We start from the raw sequence: 18,601 nt of genomic DNA on the forward strand, positions 1-18,601 counted from the left end.
CCGCCCGCGGCGCAAAGCTGCGCAGAGGCGCACAGCGCAAAGCCGCCCGCCGCGCCCGCGCGCACCCTATTCGGCGGCCGCGGGCCGGAATTTGGCAAAGACCGTCTCGTTGCCCTTTTCGGGGTGGCGCGGGATGAGCAGCGCCAAAACAAACGATCCTCCCGCCATCGCCGCCGCCATCACAAAGACCGAAACCGGAGAAATCATCCACATAAAGCCCAAGACCGGAGGCAGGCCCACGGCGGCGATATGGTTGATGGTAAAGGCCACCGCCGCCGTCGGCGCGATGTCTTGCGGATCGGCGATCTTTTGGAAATAGGTCTTGAGCGCCAAAGCCAGCGCGAAAAACATATGGTCGATCACATATAGCGCCGCCGCCACCAACACGCCCCAGCCGAAATAATACACCCCGCCATAGGCCAAAAACACGCCGATCAATCCGGCATATTCAAACATCAAGGTCCGCCGCTCGCCGAACCGCGCCACCGCATGGCCAAAGACCGGCGCAAGCACCATATTCGCCGCAAGGTTCAGTAGGTAAAGCGAAGTCAGCTCATGCACCTCATAGCCGAATTTCTCGACCATCATGAAACCGGCGAAGACCACAAAAATCTGTCGCCGCGCACCAGCCATGAATTGCAACGCATAATACAGCCAATAGCGGCGCTTGAGCACCATCTTCTTGACCTGCGGATGCGGGCTTTCGAAGACCGGATAGGCGATCAGGCAAAACAAGGCGCCCGCCGCCGTCACCCCGCCCGCGACCATATAGACGCTGCTATAGCTCAGATCGAACGCCTTCCACGTCATCACGATCAGCACATAGGCCACGCCCGTCGCCGCCGAGCCAACCGCCAAAAGCCGCCCCAAAATCTGCGGCGCGCGCTCTTTGGGCAGCCATTGCAATTGCAAGGACTGGTTGACCGTCTCGTAATAATGAAAGCCGATCGAGCTGAGCATCGTGAGGGTGAGGATGCCGCCCAAGGAAGGGAAAAACCCCGTCAACGCCGTCGCTACCCCCAACAGAACCAGCGAGACCAACCCCACCACCTGCTCGCGGATGAAGATGATGATCGCGATCACCCCGATTGCCAAAAACCCCGGAATCTCGCGCACAAAATGCAGCCATCCGATGTCCTGCCCGTCGAAATGCGCCGCCTCGATCACAAAATTATTGAGCAGCGCCGACCACGTGGCAAAGGCCACAGGCATCAGCGCCGCCATCACAAACAGCAAGGTCATCGGGCGGCGCCACAGCGGTAAATCCGCAGCGCGCTCAAGGGGGTAAGACTGTGTCATGCGGATTGATTACGCCCAAAGCGCGCCTAAGGCGAGGCCGTAGTTTCCGCAAGCCGCAGCGGGCGGGGGCGCGCCTCGGGCATGGCCCTGCTCTGCCCAGCACCGCCACTCCCCCACCGCCGCCCCGCCACTCCCGCCATTCCCCGAGCGACGCAGAGCCGGATCACCCGCATCTGATCTGAATCAATGAAATTCGAATATGTTGTTGTTATCAAGACGCCGCCCGCCCTGCGATCATGGCGGCGCTTTGTATTACCTGCCCTTTGGCCTCTCAATGAAAGGTCCGCTGATGGATATCCTCTCTCTCGTCGAACGGATCGGCGAAGCCCCGACGGCGGCGGTCATGGGGCTTGTCACCGGATTGATCTTTGGCATCGCCGCACAGCGTTCGCGGTTTTGCCTGCGCGCCGCGACGGTGGAATTTGCCCGCGGGCAGATGGGCGAGCGCGTGGCGGTCTGGCTTTTGACCTTTTCCACCGCCGTGGTCTGGGTCCAAGGGGCGCAGTTGTTGGGACTGATGCAAAGCCAAGACGCGCGGATGATGGCCGTTTCGGGAAGCTGGTCGGGGGCGGTGATCGGCGGGCTGGTATTTGGCGTGGGCATGGTGATGGCGCGCGGCTGTTCGGGGCGGCTTTTGGTTCTGGCGGCGACGGGGAACCTGCGTTCTGTGGTCTCTGGGCTGATCTTTGCGGTGGTGGCGCAGATGAGCCTTGGCGGCGTGCTCTCGCCGCTGCGCGACCAATTGGCGGGCCTGTGGATCACCTCGGGCGGGCGCAATATGAACCTGCTCGCCGCCGCCGGATTGCCCCCCTTTACGGGGCTGCTGATCGGAGTGGCGATTGCGGCGCTGGCTTTGGAGATCTCGCGGTGCAACCGCATCGGCGCGGCGCGGCTGGTCTTTGCCTCCGGCGTCGGCTTTGCCGTGGCGGTCGGATGGGTTTTGACCTTCTCGCTCAGCCAGATCGCTTTTGACCCCGTGCAGATCGAAAGCGCAACCTTTACAGGGCCTTCGGCGCATACATTGATGTATTTCCTCGACCGCAACGCGGTGCTTGAATTCGACATCGGCCTCGTGCCGGGGGTGGTGATCGGCTCTTTCCTCGCGGCGGCCATAACGCGCGAATTCCAATTCCAAGGCTTCGAGACCGAAAGCAACATGCGCCGCGCGATGATCGGTGCGGCGCTGATGGGATTTGGCGGCATGCTGGCGGGGGGCTGCGCGATTGGCGCGGGCGTCACCGGCGGGTCGATCTTTGCGGGCACCGCATGGCTGGCGCTCTTGTGCATGTGGATCGGCGCGATGGCGACCGATCTGCTGCTCGACCAACGCCGCCTTGCCCCCGCCTAGGCAAGGCTTGCACCGCCCGCCGCCGCGCCCTACACCGATCCAAACAGGAGAGCGCATCATGGCCAAAGCGTCCGAAACCATCGAAGTCGAAAACATCAACCATCCGGGCAAAACCCATATGGTCGACAAGGACAAATACTATGTCATGCGCGCGGCGATCTTTGCCGCCCTGCCCGAAGGCAGCGCGCCAATGACGGCGGCGGATTTGAAAGAGGCGCTTCTGCCGCATCTGGACGAGCTGTTTTTCCCCGAGGGCAAGACCGCAGGCTGGTGGCAAAAATGCGTGCAGCTTGACCTTGAGGCCAAAGGCGTGATGCAGCGCCACGACACCAAGCCGCTGACCTTTAGCCGCACCAAACGCTAACCCTCTGCGTGAACCGCCCCCACGGCGGCGAGGCATGACGGAGCGGGACGCAACAGGCGCCGCAGCCGCGCGCGGCGGCGCTAATAAAACGTCTGCGGGTCAATATCGACGGCCAGCCGCAACCGGTTTGGCACCGCCATTTGCCCGATCCATTGCGCTACCGCCCCTTGCAAAGCCGCGCCCTTGGGCGCCTTGACCAAAAGCCGCACGCGGTGCCGCCCGCGCACACGGGCAATCGGCGCGGGCGCGGGGCCGAAAACCTGTGCGCCGACCTGCCGCAGCGGCCCGTCGCGCCGCGCCAGTTCCATCCCGAAATCAAAGGCTTCCTGCGCATCGGGCGAGGACAATATGATCCCCGCCAAACGCCCGTAGGGCGGCACGCCCGCATGGCGCCGACCGCTGGCCTCGGCGCTCCAGAACCCCTCCTCATCGCCGGCCAGAATGGCGCGAATGACGGGGTGGTCGGGCTGGAATGTCTGAAGCATCGCCTCGCCGCGTTTTTCGGCGCGCCCTGCCCGCCCCGCGACCTGCCGCATCAATTGAAAGGTCCGCTCGGCGGCGCGCAAATCCGACCCTTGCAGGCCCAGATCCGCATCAATCACCCCGACCAGCGTCAGCAGCGGGAAATTATGCCCCTTCGCCACCAGTTGCGTGCCGATGATGATATCCGCCGCCCCTGCCGCGATGCCCTCGATCTCGGCCTTGAGCGCGCGGGCCGAGCCGAACATGTCTGAGCTCAGCGTCGCAATCCGCGCCTCGGGGAAAACCTGCGCCGCCTCCTCGGACAAACGCTCCACCCCTGGCCCGACGGCGGCCAGTTTGCCCTCGACCTCGCAGGACGGGCAAGCCTCGGGCATGGGTTTCGTCTCGCCGCATTGGTGGCACACAAGGCGTTTGAGAAACCGGTGTTCGACCATGCGCGCATCGCAATGATCGCATCCGATCTGATGCCCGCAGGCACGGCAGATCGTCACAGGCGCATAGCCGCGCCGGTTGATGAACAAGAGCGATTGCTCGCCGCGCGCGCGCCGCGTCTCGACGGCGCGCTGCAAGCTGGGCGAAATCCACCGGTTCGACGGCAGGCTTTCATCACGCATATCAATCGCGCGCATCGCAGGCATCACCGCAGGGCCATAGCGCGAGGCCAGATCAATGCGGCTGTATTTGCCCGCCTCGGCATTGGCCCATGTCTCGAGGCTCGGCGTGGCCGAGGCCAAAACCACCTGCGCGCCGCAGATCGAGGCGCGCAAAACCGCCATATCGCGGGCGTTATAAAGCACGCCGTCCTCTTGTTTATAAGAGGTGTCATGCTCCTCATCGACGATGATCAACCCCAGATCGCGGTAGGGCAAAAACAGCGCCGAGCGCGCGCCGACGACCAATTGCGCCTCGCCCTGCCCGACCATCTTCCACACCCGCCGCCGCTCGGTCATGGTGACGCCGCTGTGCCATTCGGCAGGGCGCACGCCAAACCGCGCCTCGACGCGGGTCAAAAACTCCGCCGTAAGGGCAATTTCGGGCAACATAACAAGGGCTTGCCGCCCGATGCGGATCGCCTCGGCCACCGCTTCGAGATAAACCTCGGTCTTGCCCGATCCGGTCACCCCGCGCAACAGCGTCGTTGCATAGGTTTGCGCCCGCACCCCTGCGGCCAAAGCCTGCGCCCCTGCGGCTTGATCGGCGGTCAATTCCTTGCCGCCGTAAGACGGATCAAGCCGCGCAAAGGGCAGATCGCGCGGGCTGTCCTCCTCGGTCACCGCGCCTTGTTTGACCAATCCCTTGACCACCGAGGCGGTCACGCCCGCCATTTGTGACAATTCGCCCAAGGTGAAGGACAGGTTGCCATAATCGCGCAGCGCCGCCATCACGCGGGCGCGCGCTTCGGTCTCGCGGCTGACCTTGCCATGGCCCAAACGGTAGACCTTGCGCATTGACGGCGCATCGCCCAGCCCCGGCGCGCGGCTGGCCAGACGCAGCATCGAAGGCATCGGCGTCAGCGTGTAATCGGCGGCGCGGCGCAAGAATTCGCGCATCTCGGCGCGCATCGGCGCCACATCAAGCACCCGAAGAACCGAGCGCACCTTGGTGATGTCGAACTCCCCGCGCCCCTTGCCCCACACAACGCCAAGCACCTTGCGCGGGCCAAGCGGCACCTCGACAAAATCCCCCAAACGGCACGCGCCCACGGGGGATTTGTAATCGAGAAGCCGGTCCAAGGGCTGCGCCGTCAACACGCCCACCAGCGCCCCTTCGGGAAAGACATCAGGATCGTGTAGGCGATCGGACAAGGGCGGCTCCGCAAGGCAATGGGGTTGGTATTGGCCCTTGTAGGTAAAGCGTGGCGCGGCAAATCCCAAGCCCCAATCGCCGCGATGGCCCGCGCGCGCCCCGCGCCAAAGCCACACCCGATAAGACAATTCCCGCCGAGGCGGAAAAAAGCCTCAAATTATCCTTGGCCCATGTTATAAACTGCTCAAAAACGCATAAAGCATAAAGAGGCATATGATGAGCAGCAGCCCCGAAATCGACGACCAATTGCGCGAAAAAATCATCTCGCAACCCGACCTTATTCTTGAAAATCAAGCCGTTATGCAGGCGCTCATCGCGGCGAACGAACGCGCGATGGGCGGCAATATCGTCGATCTGCGCGGCATCGCGATGGAGCGTTTGGAGGCGCGGCTCGACCGGCTCGAAGACACGCACCGCAGCGTGATCGCCGCCGCCTATGAAAACCTTGCCGGCACCAATCAGGTGCACCGCGCGATTTTGCGCATGCTCGATCCGGTGCAATTCGAAGATTTCCTGCGCGATCTGGGCGGCGAAGTGGCCGAGATTTTGCGCGTCGACAGCGTCAAACTGGTGCTGGAATCGCTGCAAAACGAAGAAGACCCTGCGGTGCAACGGCTGGGCGATGTGCTGTCCGTGGCCGAACCGGGTTATATCGAAAGCTATCTGGGCGCGGCGCGCGGCAATCCGGCGCGGCAAGTCACCCTGCGCCAGCTCAGCGAAGGCACCGAGCCGATCTACGGCGAGGCCGCGCCCTTCATGCGCTCCGAAGCCTGCCTGCTGCTCGATTTCGGCGATGGCCGCCTGCCCGGTTTGCTGGTCATGGGCTCCGAGGATCCGCATCACTTCACACCCCAGCAAGGCACTGACCTGCTTGGATTTTTCGGCGGCGTCTTTGAAAGAGCGATGCGCCGCTGGTTGTCATGAGCCAGCCCTCCGAGGCCGCCAGCGCCGCGCTGTTTGACTGGCTTGAGGCGCAGCGCGCCCTCAAAGGCGCGGCCGATAACACCATCGAGGCCTACCGGCGCGATGTGGCGGGGTTTTTGGGGTTCTTGAACCTGCACAAAGGCGGATCGCAAGGCCTTGCGCCGCTGTCGCAAATCGGCATCTCGGACATGCGCGCATGGATGGCCGACATGCGATCGGGCGATATCGGCGCGCGGTCTTTGGCGCGTAAACTATCGGCAGTAAAGAGTTTTTTCCGCTGGCTGTCAGAACGCGAAGGCTTTGACGCCACCGCCGTTTTGGCCACCCGCAGCCCGAAATTCCAACGCAAACTGCCCCGCCCCTTGGCCGAGGATGCGGCCCGTCAGGTGCTGCAAACCGCCGAGTTCCAATCGCGCGAACCGTGGGTTTCGGCGCGCGATACGGCGGTGATGACCCTGCTTTACGGCTGCGGTTTGCGGATTTCCGAGGCGCTTGGCCTGATGGGGCGCGACGCGCCGCTGCCGCAGGTGTTGCGCATCACCGGCAAGGGCGGCAAGGAGCGGATCGTGCCCGTCATCCCCGCCGCGCGCGCCGCCGTCGAGGCCTATACCCGCCTGTGCCCGCATATTTTCGCCGATGATCTGCCGCTGTTTCGCGGTGTGCGCGGCGGCAAGCTCAGCGCGCGCATCATCCAACAGGTCATGGCCGACACCCGCGCGCAGCTTGGCCTGCCCGCCTCCGCCACGCCCCATGCCTTGCGCCACAGCTTTGCGACGCATCTGCTCAACGCGGGCGGCGATCTGCGCGCGATCCAAGAGCTTTTGGGTCATGCCTCGCTTTCGACCACGCAGGCCTATACAGCGGTTGACACCGCCCGCCTGATGGAGGTTTACGAAGCCAGCCACCCGCGCGCACAGCGCCGATAGGGCGCGGCAGATCATTCGGTAAGGACAAAAAATGACCAAAGAAATGAAAGCCTTATCGGTGCATCTTCTCACCGCCACGGGGGCGGTTTTCGCCATGCTGGCGCTGCTCGAAGCGGTCAAGGGCGATTGGCCGATGATGTTTTTGTGGCTGGTCATCGCCTTTGCGGTGGATGGAATCGACGGGCCTTTGGCGCGCAAATACGACGTGAAAACCCATGCGGCGACCTTCGACGGGGTGTTGCTCGATTTGATCATCGACTACCTGACCTATGTCTTCATCCCCGCCTTTGCCCTGTTTGAATCAGGGCTTTTGCCCGGATGGACGGGATGGTTCGCCATCATCATCATCACCTTTGCCAGTGCGATGTATTTCGCCGATACACGCATGAAAACAAAGGACAATTCATTCTCCGGCTTTCCGGGATGCTGGAATATGCTGGTGCTGGTTCTCTTTGCCACGGACCCCAATTACTGGATCACGCTGGCTTTGGTCGCGCTTTTGGCGGTGGCAATGTTCTTGCCGCTCAAATTCATCCATCCGGTGCGCACCGAACGCTGGCGCGTGGTCTCGCTGCCCATGGCGCTGGCGTGGACGTTTTTTGCCGGTTGGGCCGCTTGGGTCGCCTTTCATCCGCAAAGCTGGGCGCATTGGGGCCTCGTGGTGACCAGCATTTACCTGCTGTTTGCGGGAATTGCACAACAGATCATCCCCATGCGGAGCAAGGATTAGTCGACCCTCTGCGGATATTTACCCACAGAAATCAAGCCTTGGCTTATCCAAATCGAACATATCTTCAAATGAGCAGGCCCGCCGCCCCCTCATGGCGCAAGAGCTGGACCTTGCTCTCCACCCCGCCCGAACCGGAGAAACCGCCTAGCCCGTTTGCGCCCAAAATCCGGTGACACGGGATGATCAAGGGGATCGGATTGCCGCCGCAGGCCTGCCCGACCGCTTGCGCGGGCGCGCCGAGCACCTGCGCCAGATCGCCGTAGGTGCGCGTTTCGCCAAAGCGGATGGCGGAGATCTGCGCGCAAACGGCGCCTTGGAAGTCGCTGCCTGCCACCCGCAGGGGCAGGTCAAACACCTGTAACTCATGGGAAAAATAGGCGCGGATTTGCCGCTCGGCCTCGGCCGCAATCGGCTCCGGCGCGGCACCTGCGCCCTGCTCGGCGCCCAAATCTGCCGCGCAGCCCCAAGACAGCCGCGTGATCGCCCCCGCCTCACACGCGATGTGCATATGCCCCAAGGGCGTGTCAAAAGAATGCCGTTTCATCGCGCCAGTCTGCGCCCGCGCGCCCCTCCAATCAAGAGCGCATCCGCGCGCGCCCGTAGGCGCGAAAAAAGAAGGCGAAGCAATCGCTTGCCCCGCCTTCTTCGACTCAAATCTTAAGAGTGTATGAACCGTGCAGGCCCCGTGATTTACGCCCCCGCCTCGCTCAGCGCCGTATCACAGCGCTTGCAGGTCGCCGCATGGCTATGGGTGCCGACATCGGGCAGGATTTTCCAGCAGCGTTGGCATTTCTCGCCCTCGGCCTTGGCAAAGACCACCGCCACGCCATCGGCGTCGGGCAAGGTAAAGGCCCCCGACGGCGCCGCATCGGTGGTCAATGTCACACCCGAGGTGATGCACAGATCGGCGAAGGTGGCGGGATTTGTGATGATCTGCGCCAGTTCCGCGCTCAAATGCACCACCGGCGCGGCCTCCAGCGAAGAGCCGATGGTCTTGTCGCGCCGATGCTCTTCAAGCGCGCCCGTGACCACGCGGCGCACCATGCGCACCTTGACCGACCGCTCGGCCAGCGCAGGGTTGAGCCATGCGGCGGGCGTGCTCGGGATGTCTTGCAAATGGACCGAGCTATCATCGCCAGGATTGCGCTCCAGCCAGACCTCTTCCATCGTAAAGGTCAGGATCGGCGCCAGCCATGTGGTCAGCCGCTCGTAAAGCCGCATCATCACCGTGCGCGCGGCGCGCCGCTCCAATGTGTCGCCATCGCAATAAAGCGCATCCTTGCGGATATCGAAATAAAACGCCGACAGATCGATGGTGCAGAAATGGAAGAGCGCTTGGAAAACGCCTTGGAAGTCATAGGCTTCGTATCCCTCGCGCACGATCTTGTCCAATTCCGCCAAACGGTGCAGGATAAACTGCTCCAGCTCCGGCATATCGGCGACATCCACCTCGTCGGCGGGCGTATAGGCCGACAAAGCGCCCAGCATGAACCGCAGGGTATTGCGCAAACGGCGATAGCTGTCGGCGACCCCTTTGAGGATTTCCGGCCCGATCCGTTGGTCGGCGGTATAGTCGGTTTGCGCCACCCACAGGCGCAAGATATCGGCGCCATATTGTTTGACGACGGTTTCGGGCACGATGGTATTGCCGATGGATTTGGACATTTTCATGCCCTTTTCATCAAGCGTAAACCCGTGGGTCAGCACCCCGCGATAGGGCGCGCGCCCCTTGGTCCCGCAGGCCTGAAGCATCGACGAATGGAACCATCCGCGGTGTTGGTCCGTGCCCTCCAGATAGAGATCGGCGATGCCGTCGGGGCTGCCGTCGGCGCGGTCGCGGATCACGAAAGCATGGGTCGAGCCGCTGTCGAACCACACGTCGAGCACGTCGAAAACCTGCTCGTAATCGTCGGGATTGGCGGCATCGCCGATAAAGCGCTCTTTCGCCCCGTCCAGATACCACGCATCGGCGCCGTCCGCCTCAAAGGCTTCGATGATCCGCGCATTCACGCCCGCATCGCGCAGCAAAAACTCCGGATCGGTCGACAAAGCGCCCTTTTTGATGAAACAGGTCAGCGGCACGCCCCACGCGCGTTGGCGCGAGAGCACCCAATCGGGCCGCGCTTCGATCATCGAATGCAAACGGTTGCGGCCGGTTTTCGGCGTCCATTCCACCAATTCGTCGATCGAGGTCAGCGCACGGGTGCGGATCGTCTTGCCGTAGGTATCCTGCCCGTCGCCGACCTCGCGGTCGATCGAGGCAAACCATTGCGGCGTGTTGCGAAAGATCACAGGGGCCTTGGAGCGCCAGCTATGCGGATAGGAATGTTTCACCTGCCCGCGCGCGATGATGCCGCCCGCCTCGACCAGTTTGGCGATGACGGCGCTGTTGGCTTTGCCCTCTTTGCCTTTGCGGTCAAAGACTTGCAGCCCCGCAAAGAACGGCACATGGGGCAGGAATTCGCTTTCTTCGCCCACGTTATGGGTCATCCGGTCGATCCAGTTGCGCTTGACGAAACATTCGTAATCGTCGGCGCCGTGGCTGGGGGCCGTGTGCACAAACCCCGTGCCCGCATCATCGGTGACATGATCGCCGTCGATCATCGGCACGTCGTAGTCCCAAAACCCCTCCGCGCCGTCCAGACCGTTGAACGGGTGGCGCAGGCCCAGTCCCGCGAGATGCTCGGAGGGAACATCGCGAACGCGCGTAAACGCCGTTACACGTGCTTTATTGAGCGCTTCTTCGGCCAGCGTGTCGGCAAACACATAAAGATCGCCCGCCGCGGTCCAGCTTTCTTCTTCTGTGCTGTCAACGCGATAGAGGCCATAGTTGATCTTGGGGTTATAGGCGACGGCCTTGTTCGACGGGATCGTCCAAGGGGTCGTGGTCCAGATCACGATACGAGCATCGTCAAGGTAAGCCGTCTCGTTCAGGTCAAGATTGTCATCTTGTCCTCTCATCCAAATACGGAACGGCACCCAGATGGTGTGCGATTTATGATCGTGATATTCGATCTCCGCCTCGGCCAATGCGGTTTTCTCGACCGGCGACCACATCACGGGTTTGGAGCCTTGGTAGAGCGTGCCGTTCATCAAGAACTTCTGGAACTCGCCCGCAATCACCGCTTCGGCGTGGTAATCCATCGTCAAATAGGGATCGGCCCAATTGCCCGTCACGCCAAGGCGTTTGAATTCGCTGCGCTGCACGTCGATCCAGCTGTCGGCAAAGGCGCGGCATTCGCGGCGGAAATCCACCACATCCACATCGTCCTTGTTCTTGCCCTTGGCGCGGTATTGCTCTTCGATCTTCCATTCGATCGGCAGGCCGTGGCAATCCCACCCAGGCACATAGCGCGCATCGCGGCCCAGCATTTGCTGCGAGCGGGTGATGAAATCCTTGAGGATTTTGTTGAGCGCATGGCCGATGTGCAAATGCCCGTTCGCATAGGGCGGCCCGTCGTGCAAGATGAACGGTTTGCGCTCGCCTGCGGTCTCGCGCAGGCGGTCATAGATGCCGATGCGCGCCCATTTTTCGAGCCATTCCGGCTCGCGTTTGGGCAATCCGGCGCGCATCGGGAAATCGGTCTGCGGCAGGTTCAGCGTGGATTTATAATCGGGAAGATCGGCGGTCGTGTCGGTCGTATCGGCGCACATATGGGGCGTCCTTCGAATGGTCGGATGTTCAAGATGGCAGGCGGCGCGGATCGCTCATGCGCCTTGTCCCGGCGGCTCGTCTCAGAGCGCCGGGCCAGTAATTCGAATAATGCCCGCCGCGCGGTCGCATGTCGAAAACAGCCATGTCATGGGCGCGTTATAGGCCCGCGCGCATGGGGCGTAAAGCGCGGATTACGCCTTGGGTGGATCGGGTGGATCGCCCTCGTCGTCGCCCGTGTCATCGCCCGTGTCATCGCCCTGCTCCGCGCCGCGATCCTTGCCGTCATCCACGCCGCTATCCGCCCCCCGATCATCGCCCGCATCCTCGCCGTCATCCGCGCCCGCCGCGCCGCGCTCCCACTGCGCGCTCATCAGCCGCGTCAGCCACGCCAAAGCGCCCAGCGCAAGGCCAAGCCCGAGGAAGGAGGCCACGCGCCACAACCCGTCCAGCCCCCCCGCATCAAGGAAAAACACCTTGGCGATGGTCACCGCCACGATCCCCGTCGCCGCCTTGCGCAACATCACCGAGCGGCGCGCGAAGGCCGCATAGAACATCCCCGCCGCCGCGATCAGCATCAACACCGTATAGGCGTAAATCTCGCTTTGCTCGAAGCCGCCGGTCAAGGCCACATTTTGCCCGTGCCACAGGCGGCGGAACTCGATCCATGCATAGATCGCCGCGCCTGCGGCGCTGACGGCGGCGCCCGCTTGGCGCGCGCTGCGCGGCAAATGCGCCATGCGCCAGACGATCACCGCAAGGATCGCCGCCGGAAGCAGCAAGGCCAAAAGCGCGCTGTCCAATATGAACGGTCCCTTGAGCGCCGCGCGCGGGGTCAGCAAGGGGTTCTCGCCCGTCGCCACGCCCAGATAGGCCAAGGCGCCGAACACCCCGAAGATCCCCGCTAAAATCTGCCGCACCATTTGCATGATCGCGCCGCCGCTTTGCAGCCGCCACAATTGCCCGCCCATGAGGCAAAACAGCACCGCCGCCCCAAGGCCCGATTGCGCGTGCTTGGGCAAGACATCTCCCCAAATCCGCCCGATGCTCTCGATGATCAACACGCCGGTCATCACCCAAATCACGCTTTCGATGGTGATGCGAGCGCCACTGCGCTCGGCACGCGATTGCGCCGCGCCGAACATCTGCCAGCCCGCCCAAAGCAGCCCCATAGAAACGCCCGCCCAGAGCCACAGTTCGATCAACGGCACCTGCGGCGAGGTGATGATCACCCCCGCGCCCGCCGCCTCGGCAATGAGCCGCAGGCCGACGATCAATGCGCCGATCTGGCCAAAGACCGCCAAGGCCGGCAGGTTGAATTTGCGGTCGGTCAGCGCCGCCAAGACCACCATGACCGCCAAAGCCACCGAAAGCGCCAGATCCGAGAGCATCACCGTCAGCGCCAGCGACATCATCGACCCCGCCGCCACGGCAAAGAGCGCCGCGCGGGCACGGGCGCCTTGGCCCGCCTCTGCGCTGGCCTCTCCGTCTTGACCCTGCGCCTCCTGAGCCGTGCCGCGCATCGCGCGCTCACACAAAAGCACCATCAACGCCGCCAGCGCCATCACCGACAGCGCCCAAATCTCGCGCCCCATGACTTTGGAAGGGAGCCAGCGCAATTCGACAAGCCCCGCGATCACGGGCGCAAACCCCGCCGCGACCAGCGCCCAAACCATTGCGCCGTCCATACCCGCCAGCGCCGATCGCGCACGGCGCGCAAGCCGGTCGATCACCTCATGCAACATTGCGCCTTCGGGTGCCGCGTCGATCTGGGGCTGCGGCGCGCGGATCACGGGCCGCGCCCCTGCCGCCGCGCGCTGCATCCGCCAAAAGGCCAGCGCCGTGTAAAACGCCGCCACCAGCAGCAGCGCCGCCGGATAGGGCAGGCCAAGCTGCACCGCGCCCACGGCCTCGCGCGCAATAGCCTCGCCCTCACCGGCGGTCAGTGCCGTATAGCGCGGCGCGCGCTCGGGATAGGTCAGCGCCGCCAAAGCAAACCCCGCCATCGGCAAAGCCGCCAGCCATGCCAGCCCCTCCGAGCGGCGCAGCCAGACCAACAGGCCCAGCGCGATCAAGACCTGCGCCGCAACGGCCATCCAGTAAAGCCCGACATCCGCGACCGCCATCCGCACCGCCACCGTGCCAAAGCTTGCCGCCAAGATCGCCGCGCCCAAAAGCCACGCCTGCGGATCGCGCGCCAACGCGCCGCCAAAGACAGGCGTCAGGCGGCGTTTGGGAATGATCGCCGCCCCTGCCGCAATAACCAAAAGCACCGCCAGCCACCACAAGGAGACATCCACCGCCTGCGCCCTGTCGCGCGCGCCGTTCCATAGCGCCCAAAGCAGGGCGCTCGCCCCGAGGCAGGCCGCCACACCGGTCCATGACACCCAGACCCAGCGGCGCAAGCTATCGACCCCCAAAGCCGCCAGCGCCAGCACCGCGTAATAGACGAAAAGCAATGGCTCCGCCCCCGTCCCGCCGCCAACCACAAAGGGCACCAAAGCCGCCGCGACGATCCCGACAGCCGCCAGAAACGGCCCGTAGAACCACCCCAAAAGCACCGCCAGAAGCGCCGTGGCAATCAGCCCCGCAAAGGCCTGCGGCGCACCGATCAGTTCATACATATGCCGCGCCGCCACCACGGCCCCGAAGAGCGTAAACAGTCCCGCCCCCGCAAAGGTCGAGGGCAGGTAATCGGCGGCGCTGCCCGTCGCGTCCTGCTCGCCCGCGCCCATGCGGCGGCGGATCACCTCGCCCCCGCCGATCAAGGCCAGCCCCAAGCCCAGCGCCCCCAAAATCCGCATCGAGGGCGACAAAAGCCCGTGTTGCGCGCTGTATTGAATGAGAAACAGCCCCGAAAGCGCCAAAGAGGCCGCCGCCGCCGCCAAGAACCAATTGGCCGCCAGCCACTCCATCGCGCGATCGGACCATGTGGGGCCTGCGGGTTCGGCCGGACCGGAAGGGCCAGAGGGTCCAGAGGGAGCAGCGGGCCCATCGGGGCCGCCAGAGCCGGAGGTCGCCGACGCCGACGCGCTCGGCGTGCTGGACCACACATCAAAGACCTGCACCGCATCCCCCGCCTCGGCGCGGGCGGCGGCGATCTGCGGCGCGTCCTCTTTCGGCGCGTCCCCTAAGGGATCATTCGTTTGCGGATCATCGGCTTGCGGATCGCCCGCTTGCGCATCAACAACGACCTCTTCGGCCTGCGCCGCCCGATCGGCGGGTTTGCTGTCCTGCGTTGCGGGCGTTGCGGGCGTTTGGGGCGCTTCGGTCTGATCCGCCGCGCCAGAAGGCCCTGCCGCCACGGCATTTTCATGCTTGCGCAAACGGCGCTCGAGCCCCTCCAGCATCCGGCTTTGCGCCTTGAGCTTTTCCTCAAGCCGCAAGACGTCGGATTTGGCGCCGCCGGCGCGCACAAGGGCAATGATGCTCATCAGCGGGATCGCCACAAGCACACAGATAACCAGAACAATCAAACCGCCCATCGCGCATCAAATCCTTTGCAAAAATTTTGCAAAGCCTAGGTCTTGCTAAATAATCCCGCAAGCGCGCGGCGCACGATGCTCGCCGCGCTTGGCCGTTTTGCCACAGTGAAGGGCAAGGGGCGGCAGACCTCGATCGCGGCCACGCCGACCCGTGCGGTCAGGGCGCCGTTGACCATGCCCTCGCCGAACCGGCGCGAGAGTTTGGCCAAAATCCCGCCGCCGATGATCGGCTCAAGCATGTCATCGCCCACCGCCACGGCCCCCGTCGCCACCAGATGCGTCATCACCGCGCGCAAAAGCCGCCAGCTGCCCAATGTGCCCGAGCGCCCGCCGTAAACTTCGGCGATGCGGCGGATCATCCGCAGATTGGCCGTCATCGCCGCGACCACATCGGCCAAGGCAATCGGCACCAAGGCGGTCACCGTCGCCACTTGGCGCGCGGCGGCTTCGACCTCGCGCAGGGCCTGCGCGTCCAGCGGGGCCATCACCTCGCGCTCGGCAAGGCCCAAAACCGCCTCGGCGTCGAAGAGATCGCCGCGCCGCTCGGCAAATCGCGCGCGGCCCCATTCGGTATCGGGGCGGCGGGCATAGAGCGCCAGCACCCTGTCGCACAGCTGTGAGGCGGCGCTCATATCTTGCGCGGCCAAGGCCTCATCGGCGGCGCGGCGCAGCGCATCAATGCGCCCCAGCCGCCCGAAGGCCGCCAGCTCGCGCAGGGCCATCGCCGCCAGAACCACCACAAAAGCCGCCAGCATCACGCTCACCGCATAGCCCAACAGCGGCACAGAGGCGATCAATCCGGTGACGTAATTCCACGCCGCCAGTGACACGAGGGTGGTCAAGAGCATCCCCGCCAGCGCCCAAAACCACCGCCCCAAACGCGAGGGTTTGCGCGCCGCCAATGTCGCCGCCATCTGCATGGCTTGCCCCTCATAGGCCCCGTCTTGGGGCGCATCGGATGCATCGGGCGCATCGGGGACTGGCGGCGCGCGCTCCGGCCCCTCGTCGGCGGGGGTCTGCATCTCGATCAAAACCGGCCCGCGCGCGGGCGGCGGCGCGGCGCGCTTCGCGGCCTCCTCAATCATCACCGGTCCGGTTTTCGGCCCCGCGCTGCGTTTGCCCGCGCCGCTTTTACCCCTATTGCTGTTGTCCGAGGTGCTCATGATCCGCTCCTGTGCCCCATACCCGCTTGGGGCGGTGCCTCTGCGCCCTGGCCTGCCGATGCGGCCTGTCCGATCTGCGCCCGCGCGATGCCGCTGGGCGCGCGGGTCCAGACGAAATGAATATCCGGCAGGCCCTCGTCATTGTAACGCCCGTCGCTGCGCGCCGCCTCGGCAAAGCCCATCGCCGCATAGAACCGCCGCGCGCCCGCGTTGTCTTGGGCGGCGAAAAGCTGCAAGCGCGCGCTCTGCCTTTGCGCCTCTTGGACCAGCATCCGCCCATAGCCCGCGCGCCGCGCCGCCCCCGACGTATAGAGCGCCAAAATCCGCTCGCCGCGCCGGATGATAAAGGCCTGCGCGCGCAGCTTGCCGCGTGCATCGGGGACGCGCACCGCCCGCACCGTGCCGCGCAAAACCGCCCAAGCCAGAACCCGCAATTCGGTCAAAGGGCTGCGCACGCGCGGCAACCAATCGGCCTCGCGCTCGAACTGCCACAAGATGCGCGCCATGGCGGGCACATCCCATAGCGCCGCGCGCATCGGCTGGGGCGCGGGCACAGATAGAGGGATGGTAGCAGGGATGGGCGCAGGGGCAGACGCGGGGCCAGACTCAGGACCAAACGCGGGGCCGGACGCGGGGCCGGACCTGCGCGCAGGCGCAGACGCAGAGATCACGCGGCGCAACGGCGCAAGGGCGCGCGCCCCGATCACAACCGATCCCCCAATAGAAATTGCGCGGCGCGGTCGAGCCGGATATGCGGCGGCCCCTCGCCCGCGCGCAAGGTGAGCGGCGCGGGGGCAAAGCGCATGACCTCATACTGCGCATCCAGCCACGCCTGCGCGCTCTGACGCGCCGCCGACATCAGCCGCGCGGGGTCTTCGGGCAGTTCGCCCGGATAGAAGGCAGCGCGCTTGCCGCTGCCGAGCAGCGTGCCGCGCACACAATCGAGGTCTTGGCCCTCATGGGTGACGGTTTCCTCGGTGGTGGCGCGCAGGGCGGCAATCGACATGGCTTCGCAGCGCGCACCGGCGAAAGAGGCGCGGGTCTCGGCCTCACGCAGCAGGCTTTCGACAATCGCCGTCAGGCGCGGATGCTGGCGGTGGTGCAGATGGTCGGCCTTGGTGGCGGCAAAGAGAATGCGCTCGACCCGTTTGCCGCGCAACAGCCGCGAGAGCAGATCATTGCGCCCGGGCCGGAAGGCGCCAAGGATATCGGCCATGGCAAGGCGCATGTCCTCGACGGCGCGCGGGCCATTGTGGATCGCGCCCAAAGCATCGACCAGAACCACCTGACGGTCGATGCGCGAGAAATGATCGCGAAAGAACGGCGTGACGACCCGCGATTTATAGGCCTCGAAGCGCCGCTCCATCTCGCGCCACAGAGCCCCGCGTTTGAGCGCATCAGGCCGCGGCAGCGGCGCGAAGGTCAGCACCGGAGAGCCTGCCAGATCGCCGGGCAGCAAGAACCGCCCTGGCGTGCAATCATAGTAGCCCGCATCGCGCGCGCCGCCCAGATAGGCGGTAAAGGCAGCGGCCAGCGCCTGCGCGCGCGGCTCGTCAAGCTTGGCGGCAGCGTCGGTCTGCGCCGCCAGCGCGAGGAAATCCGCCGCCTGCGCGCGCGGCGCGATCCGCGCCAGAACCTGATCCGACCACGCCTCATAGGTTTTGCCCAAAAGCGCCAGATCAAGCAGCCATTCGCCAGGGTAGTCGACAATATCGATATGGATGCGGCGCGGGCCCTGCAAACCGCCGAGCATCCCCGAGGGGCGCACCCGCAAGGTCAGGCGCAATTCGGAAATCGCGCGGGTGCTGTCGGGCCAATGGGGCGCGGCCGAGGTCAGCGCCGCAAGATGTGTCTCATAGTCAAAGCGCGGCAAGGTCAGATCGGGCTGCGGCTGCAGATAGGCCGCCGAAATGCGCCCTTCGGATTGGGCGACAAGCGCAAGCATACGGGCGCGGTCGAGCAGATTGGCCACCAGTGAGGTGATAAAAACCGTCTTGCCCGCGCGGGCAAGGCCGGTGACGCCAAGCCGGATGACCGGCTCGAAGAGGGTTTCGGATATCCCTTCGGTAACAGTGTCGACGCCGCGCGTCAGCCCTTCTGCCAGTCTGCCTATGACCAAATGCCTATCCCCGATCCACCCGCGGGCTTTGGCCGCTTGGGGCAAAGATAGGGGTTCGGGGGGCGGGTTGCTAGGGGGCACGGCATGAAGCGCGCGGCCGGTCAGGCGGCGCAGGACATCAGGGCCGCGGCGGGCGTCGCGCCGGCAGGCGAGCGCGGCGCGGTAGAGACGGTCAGCCGCGCGCGGCGGGGGTCGTGCGGTGGGGGTCGTGCGGCGGGGGTCGAGCGGGAGCCGCCAGCGGGAACGGATGCGGGAGCGTCGGAGCCTCCGGCGGGGATATTTGGGGAACCTGCAAAACAGGG

The 18,601-nt window shown here is 64.6% G+C and carries 13 protein-coding genes; 5 read left to right on the plus strand and 8 right to left on the minus strand.

Annotated elements, in window-relative coordinates:
• Nucleotides 1-66 precede the first annotated feature (66 nt).
• A complete protein-coding gene (locus ABWV64_RS04245) occupies nucleotides 67-1,299 on the minus strand; it encodes an MFS transporter (RefSeq protein ID WP_353343029.1) in 1,233 nt (410 codons plus the stop codon).
• Between the two features lie 289 nt (nucleotides 1,300-1,588).
• Here ABWV64_RS04245 and ABWV64_RS04250 point away from each other — a divergent pair, with 289 nt between their 5' ends.
• Nucleotides 1,589-2,647 (plus strand): YeeE/YedE family protein, encoded by a 1,059-nt coding sequence (locus ABWV64_RS04250; RefSeq protein WP_353343030.1) that lies wholly within the window; start codon nucleotides 1,589-1,591, stop codon nucleotides 2,645-2,647.
• 58 nt (nucleotides 2,648-2,705) lie between these two features.
• Entirely contained in the window at nucleotides 2,706-3,011 is a 306-nt protein-coding gene (locus tag ABWV64_RS04255; RefSeq protein WP_353343031.1) for a DUF6958 family protein, read from the plus strand.
• An 80-nt stretch (nucleotides 3,012-3,091) separates the two neighbouring features.
• On the opposite strand, the gene ABWV64_RS04260 is transcribed toward ABWV64_RS04255, so the two are convergent.
• Entirely contained in the window at nucleotides 3,092-5,299 is a 2,208-nt protein-coding gene (locus ABWV64_RS04260) for a primosomal protein N' (protein ID WP_353343032.1), read from the minus strand.
• Nucleotides 5,300-5,516: 217 nt separating this feature from the next.
• On the opposite strand from ABWV64_RS04260, the gene ABWV64_RS04265 reads away from it, so the two are divergent.
• The 3 genes from ABWV64_RS04265 to ABWV64_RS04275 are packed head-to-tail and all read left to right on the plus strand — an operon-like array spanning nucleotide 5,517 to nucleotide 7,880.
• Entirely contained in the window at nucleotides 5,517-6,224 is a 708-nt protein-coding gene (locus ABWV64_RS04265; RefSeq protein ID WP_353343033.1) for a DUF484 family protein, read from the plus strand.
• Nucleotides 6,221-7,150, plus strand: a complete 930-nt coding sequence (locus tag ABWV64_RS04270; protein WP_353343034.1) for a tyrosine recombinase XerC — start codon at nucleotides 6,221-6,223, stop codon at nucleotides 7,148-7,150. The genes ABWV64_RS04265 and ABWV64_RS04270 overlap by 4 nt, the downstream gene beginning before the upstream one ends.
• 31 nt (nucleotides 7,151-7,181) lie before the next feature.
• Nucleotides 7,182-7,880, plus strand: a complete 699-nt coding sequence (locus ABWV64_RS04275; RefSeq protein ID WP_353343035.1) for a CDP-alcohol phosphatidyltransferase family protein — start codon at nucleotides 7,182-7,184, stop codon at nucleotides 7,878-7,880.
• 64 nt (nucleotides 7,881-7,944) lie between these two features.
• Here ABWV64_RS04275 and ABWV64_RS04280 read toward each other — a convergent pair whose 3' ends face one another.
• From ABWV64_RS04280 to ABWV64_RS04305, 6 genes are all read right to left on the minus strand, one after another.
• A complete protein-coding gene (locus tag ABWV64_RS04280; protein WP_353343036.1) occupies nucleotides 7,945-8,424 on the minus strand; it encodes a methylated-DNA--[protein]-cysteine S-methyltransferase in 480 nt (159 codons plus the stop codon).
• Nucleotides 8,425-8,570: 146 nt separating this feature from the next.
• Nucleotides 8,571-11,534, minus strand: coding sequence for an isoleucine--tRNA ligase (gene ileS, locus ABWV64_RS04285; RefSeq protein ID WP_353343037.1), 2,964 nt, complete (start codon nucleotides 11,532-11,534; stop codon nucleotides 8,571-8,573).
• A gap of 192 nt (nucleotides 11,535-11,726) precedes the next feature.
• Nucleotides 11,727-15,017, minus strand: a complete 3,291-nt coding sequence (locus ABWV64_RS04290) for a DUF2339 domain-containing protein (protein WP_353343038.1) — start codon at nucleotides 15,015-15,017, stop codon at nucleotides 11,727-11,729.
• Nucleotides 15,018-15,052: 35 nt separating this feature from the next.
• Nucleotides 15,053-16,102: a YcjF family protein gene (locus ABWV64_RS04295; RefSeq protein ID WP_353344504.1), complete on the minus strand. Its 1,050-nt coding sequence runs from the start codon at nucleotides 16,100-16,102 to the stop codon at nucleotides 15,053-15,055.
• A gap of 74 nt (nucleotides 16,103-16,176) precedes the next feature.
• A complete protein-coding gene (locus ABWV64_RS04300; RefSeq protein ID WP_353343039.1) occupies nucleotides 16,177-16,686 on the minus strand; it encodes a GNAT family N-acetyltransferase in 510 nt (169 codons plus the stop codon).
• Nucleotides 16,687-16,883: 197 nt separating this feature from the next.
• Nucleotides 16,884-18,299 carry a YcjX family GTP-binding protein gene (locus tag ABWV64_RS04305; RefSeq protein WP_353343040.1) on the minus strand — a complete coding sequence of 472 codons (1,416 nt, stop codon included), beginning with the start codon at nucleotides 18,297-18,299 and terminating at the stop codon, nucleotides 16,884-16,886.
• Nucleotides 18,300-18,601 lie beyond the last annotated feature (302 nt).

The sequence above is a fragment of the Litorivita sp. NS0012-18 genome, assembly GCF_040371945.1.
Classification (GTDB): domain Bacteria; phylum Pseudomonadota; class Alphaproteobacteria; order Rhodobacterales; family Rhodobacteraceae; genus Litorivita.